The organism is Sphingomonas aurantiaca (assembly GCF_003050705.1).
GTDB lineage: Bacteria > Pseudomonadota > Alphaproteobacteria > Sphingomonadales > Sphingomonadaceae > Sphingomonas > Sphingomonas aurantiaca.
Window position 1 is genome coordinate 87,772 of record NZ_QAOG01000007.1, and the last position, 13,380, is coordinate 101,151.

11 protein-coding genes are annotated in these 13,380 nt (G+C 61.5%); 6 read left to right on the forward strand and 5 right to left on the reverse strand.

What is annotated here, in order from left to right:
* Positions 1–64: 64 nt before the first annotated feature.
* From C8J26_RS17390 to C8J26_RS17410, 5 genes are all read left to right on the forward strand, one after another.
* Positions 65–1,882 (forward strand): M14 family metallopeptidase, encoded by a 1,818-nt coding sequence (locus tag C8J26_RS17390; protein ID WP_082445370.1) that lies wholly within the window; start codon positions 65–67, stop codon positions 1,880–1,882.
* Positions 1,883–2,122: 240 nt separating this feature from the next.
* Positions 2,123–2,863 carry an ABC transporter ATP-binding protein gene (locus tag C8J26_RS17395; RefSeq protein WP_056418692.1) on the forward strand — a complete coding sequence of 247 codons (741 nt, stop codon included), beginning with the start codon at positions 2,123–2,125 and terminating at the stop codon, positions 2,861–2,863.
* Positions 2,860–4,299 carry an ABC transporter permease gene (locus C8J26_RS17400; protein WP_056418695.1) on the forward strand — a complete coding sequence of 480 codons (1,440 nt, stop codon included), beginning with the start codon at positions 2,860–2,862 and terminating at the stop codon, positions 4,297–4,299. Before C8J26_RS17395 ends, C8J26_RS17400 begins: the two co-directional genes overlap by 4 nt.
* Entirely contained in the window at positions 4,296–5,591 is a 1,296-nt protein-coding gene (locus tag C8J26_RS17405; RefSeq protein WP_056418698.1) for a DUF3526 domain-containing protein, read from the forward strand. The genes C8J26_RS17400 and C8J26_RS17405 overlap by 4 nt, the downstream gene beginning before the upstream one ends.
* Positions 5,592–5,708: 117 nt before the next feature.
* The gene (locus C8J26_RS17410) at positions 5,709–8,321 is read left to right on the forward strand and encodes a TonB-dependent receptor plug domain-containing protein (RefSeq protein ID WP_208631447.1); all 2,613 of its coding nucleotides are present in this window, start codon (positions 5,709–5,711) and stop codon (positions 8,319–8,321) included.
* Between the two features lie 348 nt (positions 8,322–8,669).
* Here the strand turns inward: C8J26_RS17410 and C8J26_RS17415 are convergent, their stop codons facing one another.
* Positions 8,670–9,104 carry a pyridoxamine 5'-phosphate oxidase family protein gene (locus C8J26_RS17415; protein WP_056418705.1) on the reverse strand — a complete coding sequence of 145 codons (435 nt, stop codon included), beginning with the start codon at positions 9,102–9,104 and terminating at the stop codon, positions 8,670–8,672.
* A 184-nt stretch (positions 9,105–9,288) separates the two neighbouring features.
* Positions 9,289–9,786: a hypothetical protein gene (locus C8J26_RS20245; RefSeq protein WP_146168889.1), complete on the reverse strand. Its 498-nt coding sequence runs from the start codon at positions 9,784–9,786 to the stop codon at positions 9,289–9,291.
* A 49-nt stretch (positions 9,787–9,835) separates the two neighbouring features.
* On the opposite strand from C8J26_RS20245, the gene C8J26_RS17420 reads away from it, so the two are divergent.
* A complete protein-coding gene (locus tag C8J26_RS17420) occupies positions 9,836–10,045 on the forward strand; it encodes a hypothetical protein (RefSeq protein WP_056418708.1) in 210 nt (69 codons plus the stop codon).
* 119 nt (positions 10,046–10,164) lie between these two features.
* Here the strand turns inward: C8J26_RS17420 and C8J26_RS17425 are convergent, their stop codons facing one another.
* From C8J26_RS17425 to C8J26_RS17435, 3 genes are all read right to left on the reverse strand, one after another.
* A complete protein-coding gene (locus C8J26_RS17425) occupies positions 10,165–10,962 on the reverse strand; it encodes an SHOCT domain-containing protein (protein ID WP_056418710.1) in 798 nt (265 codons plus the stop codon).
* A complete protein-coding gene (locus tag C8J26_RS20250; RefSeq protein WP_146168890.1) occupies positions 10,959–11,915 on the reverse strand; it encodes a DUF3617 domain-containing protein in 957 nt (318 codons plus the stop codon). The genes C8J26_RS17425 and C8J26_RS20250 overlap by 4 nt, the downstream gene beginning before the upstream one ends.
* A 134-nt stretch (positions 11,916–12,049) precedes the next feature.
* On the reverse strand, positions 12,050–13,360 hold the full coding sequence (locus C8J26_RS17435) for a cation:proton antiporter (RefSeq protein WP_056418714.1): 1,311 nt from the start codon (positions 13,358–13,360) through the stop codon (positions 12,050–12,052).
* Between the last annotated feature and the right edge of the window lie 20 nt (positions 13,361–13,380).

Consider the following 13,380-nt stretch of genomic DNA (forward strand, 5'->3'; position numbering starts at 1 on the left):
CCCCCTTCGTGGAACTAATCGGCAGCTCTTGCTGCTGCGCAGCAAATCATGCAAGAGGAAAGATATGTTATCTCATCGTGTCCTCTTCGGATCCTCGCGTGGAACTTGCCGCTTCGCCCTCCTGCTCTCCACAGTGTTGCTGCCGCTCTCGTCGCCTGCGCACGCGCAAGCAGTTGATGTTCAAAGCGTTCTGCCCCCTGTGTTGCCTTGGTCGGGAGCGAGCGAGCGACTGATCGTGGGCGCGGACGACCCCTGGATCACGCCGGCCGAACGTGCCGGTTTCCAAACCACTCCCACCTATGCCGAGACACGAGCCTGGCTGAAAAGGCTCGTCAAAGCATCGCCGCTTTTGAAAATGGAGACGTTTGGTAGAAGCGGGGAAGGACGTGATCTCCTGATGGTCCGAGCGCACAAGGGTGCCGCGCGCAAGCCGGTCGTGCTTGTCCAAGGGGGCATTCATTCCGGCGAGATCGACGGCAAGGACGCCGGACTGATGTTGCTGCGGGACATAGCATTGCGCGGCAAGGACGGCCTCCTTGATCGCGTCGATCTGGTGTTCGTGCCGATCTACAACGTCGATGGGCACGAGCAGCGCAGCGCGTACAATTTCGTGCATGTGCGCGGGCCGGCGCAAAAGGGTACCGATGCCAACGCACGCAGCATCGATCTGAACCGCGACTATGCCAAGGCGGACGCGCCCGAAACGCGCGCGATGATCGGGCTGATCCGCTCGCTTGACCCGATCCTCTACATTGACTGCCATGTCAGCGAAGGCTTCGACATGCAGTATGACGTGACCTACACCTATGCGGGGTGGGGGACGTATGCGCGCCATCGCGCGACCGCCGACTGGCTTCAGACGCGGTTCGGCCCGGCGGTGTCCAGCGCGCTGACCGCGTCCGGCCACACGCCGATCATATACCCCAGCCCGATTGATACGCGGAATCCGACCCGCGGAATCCGCTACAGCCCCGAAGGGCCGCGCTATTCCACCGGTTATGGCGATTTCATCGGCATGCCGACGGTGCTGGTCGAGAACCACATGCTCAAGCCCTATCGGCAGCGCGTGCTCGGCACCTATGTGCTCCTGGAAGAGGCGTTAAGGGTCGCGGCACGCGACGCGAAGCAAATCGCGGCTGCCAAGGCTGCGGACCGGGCAAGCCGCCCGGCGACACTGATGACGAAGTGGAAACCGCGAGAAACGCCGATCGGGTGGGTCGAGAATTTCAAGGGAGTTGCGTTCGAATGGTATCGATCGCCCGCGACCGGGCGGCTGGAACAGCGCTGGCTGGGTCGGCCCGTTACCTGGCGCATGCCGATCATCGGGCAGGAGCCGACTGAAACGGTGCGGCTACCCACCGCCTGGTGGGTGCCGCCTGCACAGACGGAGGTGATCGACCGGCTGCGACTGCACGGTATCGGCTTCGAGGTGCTTCCCGCGCCGCGGGCGATGACGCTTGATCGCACCACTTTGCTCGACCCGAAGTTGAAAGCGCCGAGTGAAGGCCGCGTGCCGGTAGAAACGCGGCTTGTTCACGCTTCCGTCCGCGAGACAATGCCAGCCGGCAGCCTGCGCGTGCCAGCCGACCAGCCGCTGGGGCTGCTTGCCGCGTCGCTGCTGGAGCCGGAAAGCCAGGACTCGTTCCTTGCCTGGGGCTTCTTTCCCGAGGTAGTGGCAGGGGCGCAAGTGGCGGAAGCGTTCGTGTCGGCGCCGCTGGCCGAAGCGATGCTCGCGGCCGACACAACGCTGCGTACGGCATTCGAAGCGAAGCTCGCTGCCAAGCCGGAATTTGCCGCCGATCCGCAAGCGCGGCTGACCTGGTTCGCGGAGCGGCTACCGAACAGTCAGGTGCGCGTCTATCCCGTCCGCCGTGAGGAGTGACCGCGGTATCGCTTCCCAAAGGTGCGGAAGTCGCTTGCTGGCTTGCCAGGGCCACAACCACTGGTTCTGGCACCAGAGCGATGAAGAACCTGTCGAACGAATAGTTCAAAAAGGGATAGTCGTCAGAAGCGCCGACCCGCGTGTCGCGCGCTCCCAGCCCCCTTTCTCACCATGCGATGTTGCAACGCAGTAACAACGCCGTATGATACGCTATATCATGTCGCTTGCAGATTGAGGCCTATGCCCGATAACAACGGTAACCCTATCGCCATTCACGAACTGGCACTTGCCTACGGCAACCATCGCGTTCTCGACGGTCTTTCGCTTACCGTTCCCGCCAGCAGCATCACGGCGTTGCTGGGCGGCAACGGAGCCGGCAAGTCCACCACCTTGTCCGCTCTCCTTGGCTTTGTGCGCGCCGATGCGGGACAGATCGCAGTCTGCGGCATCGATCCAGGGACTGACGCTGACGCGGCACGCCGACGCATTGCCTATCTCCCCGAGAACGTCGCGCTGTACGAGCATCTGAGCGCGGTCGAAAATGCCGATTACCTGTTGGCACTCGCCGATCAACGTCAGGACCGAGGAACGATCACCGCTGCGCTGGCTGCTGCCGGATTGCAGAACCGGGCGTGGGACCAGCGGCTGGGCGGCTTCTCCAAGGGGATGCGGCAGAAGGTTGCGATTGCGGTGGCGCTGCTGCGCGAAGTCCCGGTGCTGCTGCTCGACGAGCCGACCTCTGGTCTCGACCCGCGCGCAACCGCCGACTTCAACGCGCTGCTGCTGAAAGTGCGCGACCGTGGCACCGCGGTGCTGATGGTAACGCACGACCTCTTATCTGCCGCCGATGTCGCCGACCGGATCGCCTTCCTTGAACAGGGCCGGATCGTCGAGGATGTCACGGCCACCGGGTCCGAAAGATTCGACATTCGCGCCCTGCACGCGCGATTCCAGGTCGGCGTAGGGACCCGTGCGGCGTGAGTGCGACCCACCTGATCGCGCGTGACGAACTTCGGTTGATGGCACGCAACCGCGTGGCGGTGATCGCGCTTGTTCTGCTCGTCCTGCTGACCCTGGCGGCTGTACTCAGTTCATGGTCGCACCAACGCGGCATCGCCGAGCTGCGCATGCGGCATCAGCAGGTGGCTGCTGCGGCGTTCAAGGCTCAACCTGATCGCCACCCGCACCGCATGGTCCACTACGGCACCTTCATCTATCGTCCGCTGGGAGCGTTGGCCGCGTTCGATCCCGGTGTCGACGCCTTCACGGGCAACAGCATGTTCCTCGAAGGCCACCGCCAGAACAGCGCCAATTTCGGCGACGTCCGGCAAAGCTCCTTGCTGGTCCGTTTTGGGCAACTCACCCCCGCCTTCGTCCTTCAGGTAGTCGCCCCATTGCTGCTGATCTTCCTGGGCTTCGGCGTGCTGGCGGGCGAGACCGAACGAGGAACACTGCGATTACTGATGCTGCAGGGTGTCTCGCGCGGACAGCTCGTGCGTGGCAAGCTTGCCGCGCTCGGGATCGTGGCATTGATCGTCGGATTGCCGGCGATGGTCGGTTTTGTCGCAGTCGTCGCGCAACCCGGTACGCTGGCGTTACCAATGGCAGCCATCGGGCTAGGCTATGCGCTGTATCTTGCATTGTGGGTCGTCCTGATTTTGCTCGCGTCGGGCTTTGCCCGGCGCGGGCGCGATGCCCTCCTTGCACTGCTGGCAATATGGACGGTCGCGGTCGTGCTGGTGCCGCGCATCGCCCCCGACATTGCGGGGGCCGCGGTGCCGCTCCAGAACCGTCTTCAGACCGATGTCGCCATCGCGCGCGACCTGCGCCAGCTGGGCGACAGTCACAATCCCGACGATCCGCATCTGGCGGCCTTCAAGCAGTCGGTTCTGCAACGCTATGGCGTAACCCGGGTCGAGGATCTGCCGGTGAATTACAAAGGACTGTTGGCAATGGAGGGGGAGCGGCTGACGTCCGGCTTGTTCGATCGCTATGCAGGTGCCAGCTTCGCGGCGCAGACCGCTCAGAACCGGTTGGTCGATGCGATCGGTGTCCTGAGCCCAACGATCGCGATCCGCGCGCTGTCGATGGCTGCGGCGGACACCGACTTTGCCGGACATCGTCGCTTCCTCGAACAGGCAGAGACGTATCGCTACGCCCTTGTGCAGCGTCTTAATCGGATGGAGGCGAAGAATGTCAGCTACGCCGACGATATCGCCGAGGATGCGGGTGCCGATCGCCGCAAGCGAATTGCAGCGGACAATTGGCAGCATATGCCCGATTTCGCCTTCATTGCGCCAAGTGCCTCGGCGCTTGCGGCCGCGGCGCTGCCCGGGATCAGTATTCTGGGACTGTGGTTGGCAGTCGCCACCCTGCTGCTCACGCGGGTGACTCGCCTTCTGGGAGCCCGTCAATGACCCTGTGGATGCATGAACTGCGCCTGCTGCTCCGTGCGCGGTTAAGCGTCGTGGCACTGATCCTGATGGCCATACTCACCGCTGCTGCGGTCACTGCAGGCATGGTGGAAATTTCCCGGCAGCGTACCGCGATCGCCGCAATCCCGGCCGCGCAATCCGAAGATATCGCGGCCGTTGCCGACTATGTCGACCGGACCAAGGACGCGGGCAGTGCGGGCTATTACAGCTTCCACCCAACCTGGGACGCACCGTCCCCCCTAGCCTTCGCCGCACTCGGGATGCGCGACGTCTCGCCCTACATCCTGCGAGTCCGGGCGTTGGGGCTGGAAGCGCAGATCTATGACGGCGACATCTTCAATCCTGAACTCGCTTTGCCAGGCCGGTTCGATTTTGCGTTCGTCCTCGTCTTCCTCGCGCCGTTATTTGTGGTCGCGTTGTTCCATGATCTGACGTCCGGAGAACGCGAGGCTGGGCGGCTGCGGATGCTGGATGCTCTACCACGGGGTGGCGCAAAGCTGCTGCGTCGACGTATGCTGCTGCGTATCGCGCTGTTATGGGCGGCGCTTGCCGTGCCCTTCCTCGTTGCCGCGGTAGCGTCCGGTGTCGGGGGCGCAGCGATCTTTGCGGTTCTCGCCGTAATCCTCGCTTACCTCCTGTTTTGGACAGCGCTCGCCGCATTGGTCGCGAGACTCCGCTGGAGCTCGGTTGCAAACGCTGCAACGCTCGCAGCGTGCTGGCTTGTGCTGGTGCTCGTCCTGCCGACACTGGCGCACGTCGCAATCAACCGCGCCGTGCCGATCGGTCAGGGCGCAGAGATCGCGCTTGCCCAGCGCGAGATGGTCAACCGCGCCTGGGACATTCCTCGCGAAACGACGATGCGCCGCTTCTATGCCGGTCATCCCGAATGGGCGGACTCTGCCCCGCTCGGGTCGGCCTTCCATTACAAATGGTATTTCGCCTTCCATCAGCTTGGTGACGAAAGCGTCGCGACCAAGGTCCGCGCCTATCGAAGCGGGTTGGAACGCCGCGATGCCGCTGCGCGCATGCTTGGGTGGGTGCTGCCTTCGGTGGGAGTACAGGCTTTGCTGACCCGGCTGGCCGATACCGACGTGCGCGCACAGCTGGCATATCAGGACCGAGTGCGTGCCTTCCACGCCAGGCTGCGCAATTTCTACTACGGGTATCTGTTTCGCGACCGGCCGTTTGGCAGGGTCGACTTCGGTCGGGCACCGATCTTTGCCGCTCGCATGAATACAGCGGGTGGATCAAACGAGGCCGCTGACCGGCCCTGAAACCACCCTTTACGGCGGTGAACGGCTCACCCGGAGCTATCAGGCTGTTCGCTGATCAAAACACGGCCATCGGCAGCCTGAGCAACATAATAGAATAACATCACTTAAGGGGTCTACATGCGTTCATTTGCGATAGCGCTTGCCGCCACAGCTGCGATGCCGATGCCTGGGTTTGCGCAGGAGGTCGTTCGGGAAGCCGACGCAGTCGAAGACAATGATGAGGCCCGGGAGATCGTCGTTACGGGCAGTCGTTTTGGCGGCCGCACGACAACGCAATCGTCGACGCCAGTGGACGCCATATCGCGTGAGGCGCTGCAACAGAGTGGGCGTGTCGATCTCATCCAGATGCTGAAGGTTCAGGTGCCGAGCTTCAGCGCCCCGCGACCGCTGGCATCAGGTGTCGGCGATTTCATCCAGCCACCTTCCCTGCGCGGACTAGGGGCCGGCGAACTGCTTGTGCTGATCAATGGCAAACGTCGCCACACCACAGCCGACCTCAATTCGAGCAACGGCATCGGTCGCGGCGACGTCGCGGTTGATTTCAATGCCATTCCGACCCTTGCCATGTCGAGAATCGAAGTGCTGCGCGACGGTGCTGCCGCCCAATACGGCTCGGACGCGATCTCGGGGGTGATCAACATGATCCTCGACCGCTCGCTCGGCACCATCGCGCAGGCAGGCTATGTGCAGACCACGAAGGGCGACGGTGACACCTACGAGGCAAGCGCCGCCACCGGCATCCCGCTCGGAGCGAACGGGGTCCTGCGCCTGACCGCAGCTTACCAAGACCGGGACGGCACTAATCGTGCGCGGGCAGATACGCGGCAGCAGTATTTCGGGACGAACGCCGCTGGTCGGCCGGTCGCGCCTTCTGGCAATTATGGCTCCGGTGTTGGACTGACACCATCGAACGGGACGCTCGACCCGCGGGAAGCCAGGTTCGACCGGAACGTATTTCAGCAGGGCGATCAGCCAAACCGAAACTACCAGCTCTTCTACAACCTCGTCGCGCCCCTGCCAGGGGGCACCGAACTCTACAGCTTCGGTGGCTACAATCGCCTCGACGGCGACATCCAGTACTTCTTCCGCCGTCCTGGACAGGACGAGACGGTACGCGCGCTCTACCCGGACGGTTACAGCCCAGGCCTCGACACCAGGCTGGAGAATTTCTCCACCGCGATCGGTCTGCGTGGAGACGATCTGGCAGGGTTCGGTTGGGACCTGTCGACCGTCTATGGCGTCAGCACCGTCCGCACGACTTACGTCGACAGCGTCAACGTGTCCTTGGGGGCTGCCTCCCCGTCGCGCTTTTACCGCGGCGGTAGCGACTTTTATCAATGGACCTCGAACCTCGATTTCACGCGAGAGATCCCGGTCGGTGACGATCAGCCGTTTAGACTGGCTTTCGGCGCCGAGTATCGCGAGGAAGCCTACCGTCTCTTCTCGGGGGCGCCCGATGGCTATCGCAATGGCGGCGTATTGATCCCGGATGGCCCCAACGCCGGTCGTCCAGGGCCGATAGGTTCGCAACCCGGACCGAGCAACGGACCCGATGATCGTGCCTCGATCACTCGTGACAGCGTCGCGATGTATGGCGAAGTGGAAAAGCAGTTTTTTGGCCGGCTGTTGCTGTCAGGTGCGGCCAGGCACGAACGTTATTCCGACTTCGGCAGCACCACGAATTTCAAGGCTGCCGGGCGGCTCGGTCTGTTCGGCGGGCTTGCGCTGCGAGGCTCTTACAACACCGGCTTTCGTGCGCCTGCGCTGGCACAGTCCGGCTATAACGCATCGAATACGCTGATCCTCAACGGTGCCCAGGCGATCGTACGAGTGGCGGCAGTCGACAATCCTGCAGCGCGGCTGGCAGGCGCGACTGACCTGAAACCTGAACAGTCACGCAACGTATCTATCGGTACCGTCTTCGAGGCTGGCGGTTTCACAGCGACACTCGATGCCTACCGGATCAAGGTGCGTGACCGCATCGCCATCTCATCGACCTTTCAGGACGCCCGCCTGACCAGCTATTTGGCAGCCAACGGGCAGTCTGGCTTCGCTGCGTTGTCGTTCCTGACCAACGCGGTCGACACGGAGACAAAGGGCATCGATCTGGTCATGAACTACCGACATCGCTTTGGAGGCGGAAGCCGGATCACAGCCACGCTTGCCGGCAATTACAACAAGACGACGTTCGACAGAATCGCGGGCACCCCGGCACCGATCGCGGCGCTGGGCATCACCACGCCACTCTTTGATCTCACCCAGCAGCTCCGCTTCTCTGACAGCCTACCGCGCGACAAGATCACGCTGGATCTGAACTATGCGCGAGGGCCGTTTACGTTCTCCGTCACCAACACCCGGTATGGTCGCGTCGCGACGGTAGCGTTGCTCAATCGTACGCCGGCTCAAGTCGCAGCATTGGTACAGGGCTATGACGTTCGCTTGGTTCCCTCGGTAGGTAGTGCGGCGAACTCGGACATCATCCAGCGCTTTGGTGCCAAGATTCTGACGGATATCGATGTCGGCTGGCAGGCGACCCGTGCGCTTAGGCTCAGCGTGGGAGCGCAAAACGTCTTCAACATCTATCCGGACGAAAATATCGCCTCAACGGTCTCTAGCGTTGCGGTCGGGAGCAATGGCGCCGACAATGCCGGCACCCAGCCTTACAACGCCGTTTCCCCGTTCGGATTCAACGGTAGATCAGTGTTCATGCGCGGCAGTTACAGCTTTTAACACGGCATGACTCAGGACGGAGTGTTGAGCGTAGCGATAACTGAAAGGGACCTGCTGCGTCGCTTCCCTCGAACGAGGCGCTGGCTGGGACGGGAGTCTCCCGCCCTTCGCACTGTCTGAACGATGACGCCAGTTCGTGGGCACCTATGTGGAAAACCCAGTCGCAATTACGATTATGCGACAAACAGGTGTTTTGCGACACTTGGGCGGGTCGCATGTAGCGCTGACAAGCCGCGCCGATCAGCATCGACGGTTACACAGCAATCGGCTGTCCTGCTGTCGCGAAAGTTAGGACTTCCGCGAGAATGCCGCGGAAGTCCTATGTGATACGGGCTTTAGGTGACTTGCTTAGATTGTGATCTCGCCCTCATCGCTACCATCCCAGTAGCGGATCGCCTTTGCATCGACACGGATCATTACGATACCGGGTGTGTCGATGCCCTCGGGAAAGTACCGATCGAGATCCTTGGTCCAGTGATCGGCGAACGCGCCTTTGTCCTCGATCAGCGCAGCGGCGCCTTCGACAGTTACAAACAGCGGGGGACCGCCGAGCATACCGACGGCACCGGTATAGCTAAGCGTGACGTGCGGATCGGCACGCAGGTCAGTAATCTTTCGCGAGTTTTGGTAGGCGAAAAAGTAGCTGTCGCCTTGGTATTCTACATCGCCGTTGTTGCTCATCGGGCGGGCTGTCAGGGTGCCATTGGGTGAGCGAGTGGCCATCATCGTGAAGTCCAACTTTGCCATCTTCTTTGACAGGTCGTGTAGGCTGAGGTCCGACATCGTGTTGCTCCTTCAAAGTGGGGCCATGAAAGTTTGCCCAAGCGGTTGCAACGAACATGGTGGCATAACGGTCGCGTGCGGCAATACGACTATCGGTACAATCGGGAACAGTTTTTGGAAAATGGACAGGTGAGACAGAGGCCCCTCCCCAGTTCTGCCGAGCCACCTCTGTTCGCAGTAGTTGCTAAGAACCACTGCTCACGACTGCAGATAACGATCCGTCCGGATTGCGCCCCTCACGAATTAGTACAGCATCCTGTTGCACTTGCCGGATATCTTGCGGACTGCCTTCTCTAGCCGGCGGAAGCGCAACCTCGGCAATTCCCCCGACGTTAGCCGAACCATGGAGCGCACCTGCTATCTCACGATCAAATTCGCCTGCTTCGATAGCGGCCCGCATGTTCACTAGGTAGTCGGCAAAGCGGTCAGCGGGAATGAAGTTCGTCGTTTGACCACCGATCGTCAGTGTCGCCCCATTTCGCGTCGTGGGCGTGAAGGCAACATGCTCGCCGTCACGGACGAACCATACTCCTGAATGAACACCGTCGGTCGCCCATGCCTTTTCGGCCAGATGTAAGTCCTGCAAAACCTCGTCACGGTCGGAAATTGGGTCAGCAGATGGCGACGAGACGACATCCTTCAAAGCAGACTTGGCCGCGTTAACAATGTTTTCTAGTGCCATTTCACTTCTCCAATACGGCTCCGGGACGTTATGAACGCAACGGTCTAATTTGCAGATCGGGCGCAGGTTCACTGAATCAAATCGCCAGCGCCCCGCGTGGTCGGGCGTGCGGCTGATGTCGCCGGGCGCGCTCAGCAACGTCCATGTGCTGCGGCTCGACTTCGACGGGCAGCTCGCCACCAATGACATCAAGGAAAGCGACTACGCTGAGTTCGCCACCGATGGCAAAACGCTCAAAGAGAATAACCTGAAGCCATAAACAGACGAGCATGCCGCCGTCGTGACATCGTCTAACGACGGCGGAGACCCGCGTGGTTGTTCATGGTCGCCGCTTCCTGCTTGCCCAAACAGTCAGCGACGAGAACTTGCGCTAGGAATTCATTGTCGCGGCATGGTCAGGGCGGCTTCGTTTTTGACAATCATACGCCGCCACAATGGCAGGATGGGGATCCCCGCCTGATACCCAACCGTTCGCCAGCGGCCGTTCCGCTGCACCTGCAACGATGTCCAAAACGGCGACGTATCGCGGTAGGCCGTTCGCACCAGCAATCGGCCTGATCCAGCTATCAAGGCTTCAAGCCCTTCCGCGAGGTCAGCCGGCAAGCCGATTTCCGGATTTCCAGGGGCCGCCCCATCAAGCGCCCACCCATCGCCCCAGCAATGGATCGAGCCCTTCTCGAGCGCCAGCGTGACCGCGAAGGAAAGCCCCGGCTGCACGGGGAGGGTGCAGACGACCTCGAAAGACACGTCGTCCGGCCATTGCAGATCAAGATGATGTCGCTGCGCCAGATCGACAAAGGCGGCGCGGGCGGCTGGGTGATAACTCGCCCATGTCCAACCGCTATCTGCCAAGGCCCGCGCTGATCCCAGCGCATGTGGGTCTGTCGATCCGACCGGCCAGGCCAGCACCCGTGCCTTGCCCTGCTCGAACTGGTCGTCAGAGATAAGACCTCGCTCCCGCAGTTCCTGTAGTTCGCGAATTTCGCTAGCGAGTGACCGGATCGGTGTCGGTGTAACGACCGCCTTTCGCGATGGCAGACACAGGAGCAACGCGACGGCAATGGGGCCGGTGAGCGCGCCTAGGATCGTCCACAGGATCACAGAACGATCCCTCACAGTGGCAATCACGCCGCTCAGGATCGTACTGACGAACATGGACAGAATAAGTCCGTTCATATGCCGATTCCCTTCACGGCGAGGGCGCGCGCAGACAGCGGCACGGCTCCAGGCAGCAAAGCTAGCACATGGGCGGCCAGCGGCACGGCACCGAGATTGGCCGTGAAGTTCAGCAGCGATCCGTAGAAGGTGAAGTCAAGATTGACGGTGCCCCTGCCCTGCCGGACATCGACACATTCGATTTCGGCATAACGACGTTTCCGCTGGCGAGCGACGCGGAAACGAATGCCGTCAGGTTCGATCACGAACAGCGGTTTGGCATTGTTCGACGCGACCGCATACCACCACGGCAGACCGCGGACTCCGGTGAAGGTCGCAAGCACGGGTATCGTTGCCGCGCCTGCCCCGTCGACAGTGATGTTAGCAACCACGGCTCGTTCGTAGGCGCGACGTCCCAGCCGCGACGACAGCCAGGCCATCCCGCGGTACGTCGCATATGCCAGTCCGACGAACGCCATCCCCTGGAGGACGAAGACCAGCGCAAACCCCAGGGCTGTCCACGTGGTTTCAGGTACTTTTTCTTCGTCGGACACCGCTTCGCGGTCGTCCCCCTGGCATGGCCCCAGATAGCGGCTTGTCGTGTCGAAGGACTGAGCCAACTCCGCCTGCATGCCTGCCCGTGCCACCAAGGTTTCGGTGGAAAGCCGATACTGGCGGGCCAGATCACCTGATAGCTCCCGTTGTATGATCAGCAGCGTACCGGGTTGGCCACTTTCACATTCCACCCTGGAAACGATCCCGGCAGTTGTTTTCCTGACTTTGGCGGCAGTGCAGTTCGCAGGCCATAAACTGAGCGAGTGCAACGGTGCATCGGCAGCGACGCAGCATCGGACTGGTGCAACTTGCGCAGCACCGGCGATGCTGACCCGGGTCTCCCATAATCCAGCCCGCTGCCCCTGGCCGACCGCGGGCATGAAGATCAGAACACCCGGTAGCAGCTTGAGCCACCGCATGATTGAGCCGGGACAGCTTATAATTAGCATCGTCTGTTGTGGCGTATGAACAATCGAAGGTCCGATTTGAATCGCAGCAGCTCGCTGGTTGGCGGGTGGCGCTGCCCTAACTCATATGTACTTCACGCGAGATGTCAGGCGAGGCCTTTGGCAGGGGCGGCTACTATGTCCTCGTTATCGTCTGCCTCATTAAGCTGGCCAAGCTCGCCAGACGCCCGCGCTTTTCTACCATACACAAGCTCGAACAGGGGCGATGCCATCAGCGTCGTCACGATGGCCATGACGACCAGCATCGAGAACAGCGCAGGACCGATGATGCCCTTTTGCAGACCAATGTTGATGATGATGAGCTCCATCAACCCGCGTGCATTCATCAGCGTGCCGACCGCCATGGCGGTCGCATTGTCCTGACCCGTGACACGGGCTGCCGCCCAGCATGCCAACCCTTTGGCCGCAACCGAACCCACTAGAATCACGGTAGCGATGGCAGCCAGGTTGAGGCTGTTGACCATTGTGAGTTGCGTGTTGAGCCCTGAGAAGGCGAAGAACATCGGCACGAGCAGCGCTGTGGTAAACGGTTCAACCTGCTTTCTAATCTCACGGGTCAGCAGCCCACGCGGCATTGCCACACCGAGCAGAAAGCCTCCGAACACCGAGTGCAGTCCGGCAGCGTCCATAGCCCAAGCGCTCAACCCAAACAGCATGACCGCGACGGCCAGGATTTGCGGGGTGACCTTACCTTCACGCTCCGCCCAACGGGCAAGTGGCGCCAGCAGCTTTGGACCCAGGACAATCATGAACGCGGCAAACAGACCGCCGCCAACGATGGCCTTGATGGCGACCTCCGGACCTCCGCCAAAGCTCGCCAGGACGATCGCGAGCACCGTCCACGCACCGGCATCGTCGATTGCACCGGCAGACAGTGCCAGCGAACCGAGCGGCGTCTTCGTCAGCCCGCGTTCCTGAATGATGCGCGCGAGCACGGGAAACGCGGTGATCGAGATACAGGCACCCATGAAAAGCGTCGCCTGGACGCTGGTTATGCCTTTGCCGAAGAGATCGAGGTTGAGGAGCCACGGCGTGAGCGCCACGGCAACGAGGAAAGGCGCGGCCATGCCAGACACTGAAACAGCAACCGCGCTCCTTGCGTTCAATCGGAAATGGTCGGTGCGGAAGCCAAGGCCGACGAGAAACATGTAGAGCCCGACGCCGAGCTGGGCACAGACATACAGCACCGGCTTTGCATCCTTGGGGAAGATCATCGCCTGGACGTCGGGCGCAAGCAGCCCGAGCAGCGACGGCCCCAGGATGACGCCGGCGATCATCTCCCCGATGACTTGCGGTTGATCGAAGAAGCGCTTCATGATCCAGCCCATCGCACGGCATGCGGCGACGATGACGAAGACCTGCAAAAAGAATGCTACGCTCAGCTCAGATAGAGCCATATGTCCCCCCCATGCGCCAG

What these genes read in the sequence shown, in the direction of transcription:
- C8J26_RS17395 (WP_056418692.1), top strand. Translation starts at nt 2,123, where the DNA reads ATGCCCGATAACAACGGTAACCCTATCGCCATTCACGAACTGGCACTT.
- C8J26_RS20245 (WP_146168889.1), bottom strand. Translation starts at nt 9,786, where the DNA reads ATGGCACTAGAAAACATTGTTAACGCGGCCAAGTCTGCTTTGAAGGAT.
- C8J26_RS17425 (WP_056418710.1), bottom strand. Translation starts at nt 10,962, where the DNA reads ATGAACGGACTTATTCTGTCCATGTTCGTCAGTACGATCCTGAGCGGC.
- C8J26_RS20250 (WP_146168890.1), bottom strand. Translation starts at nt 11,915, where the DNA reads ATGCGGTGGCTCAAGCTGCTACCGGGTGTTCTGATCTTCATGCCCGCG.
- C8J26_RS17410 (WP_208631447.1), top strand. Translation starts at nt 5,709, where the DNA reads ATGCGTTCATTTGCGATAGCGCTTGCCGCCACAGCTGCGATGCCGATG.
- C8J26_RS17405 (WP_056418698.1), top strand. Translation starts at nt 4,296, where the DNA reads ATGACCCTGTGGATGCATGAACTGCGCCTGCTGCTCCGTGCGCGGTTA.
- C8J26_RS17415 (WP_056418705.1), bottom strand. Translation starts at nt 9,104, where the DNA reads ATGTCGGACCTCAGCCTACACGACCTGTCAAAGAAGATGGCAAAGTTG.
- C8J26_RS17390 (WP_082445370.1), top strand. Translation starts at nt 65, where the DNA reads ATGTTATCTCATCGTGTCCTCTTCGGATCCTCGCGTGGAACTTGCCGC.
- C8J26_RS17435 (WP_056418714.1), bottom strand. Translation starts at nt 13,360, where the DNA reads ATGGCTCTATCTGAGCTGAGCGTAGCATTCTTTTTGCAGGTCTTCGTC.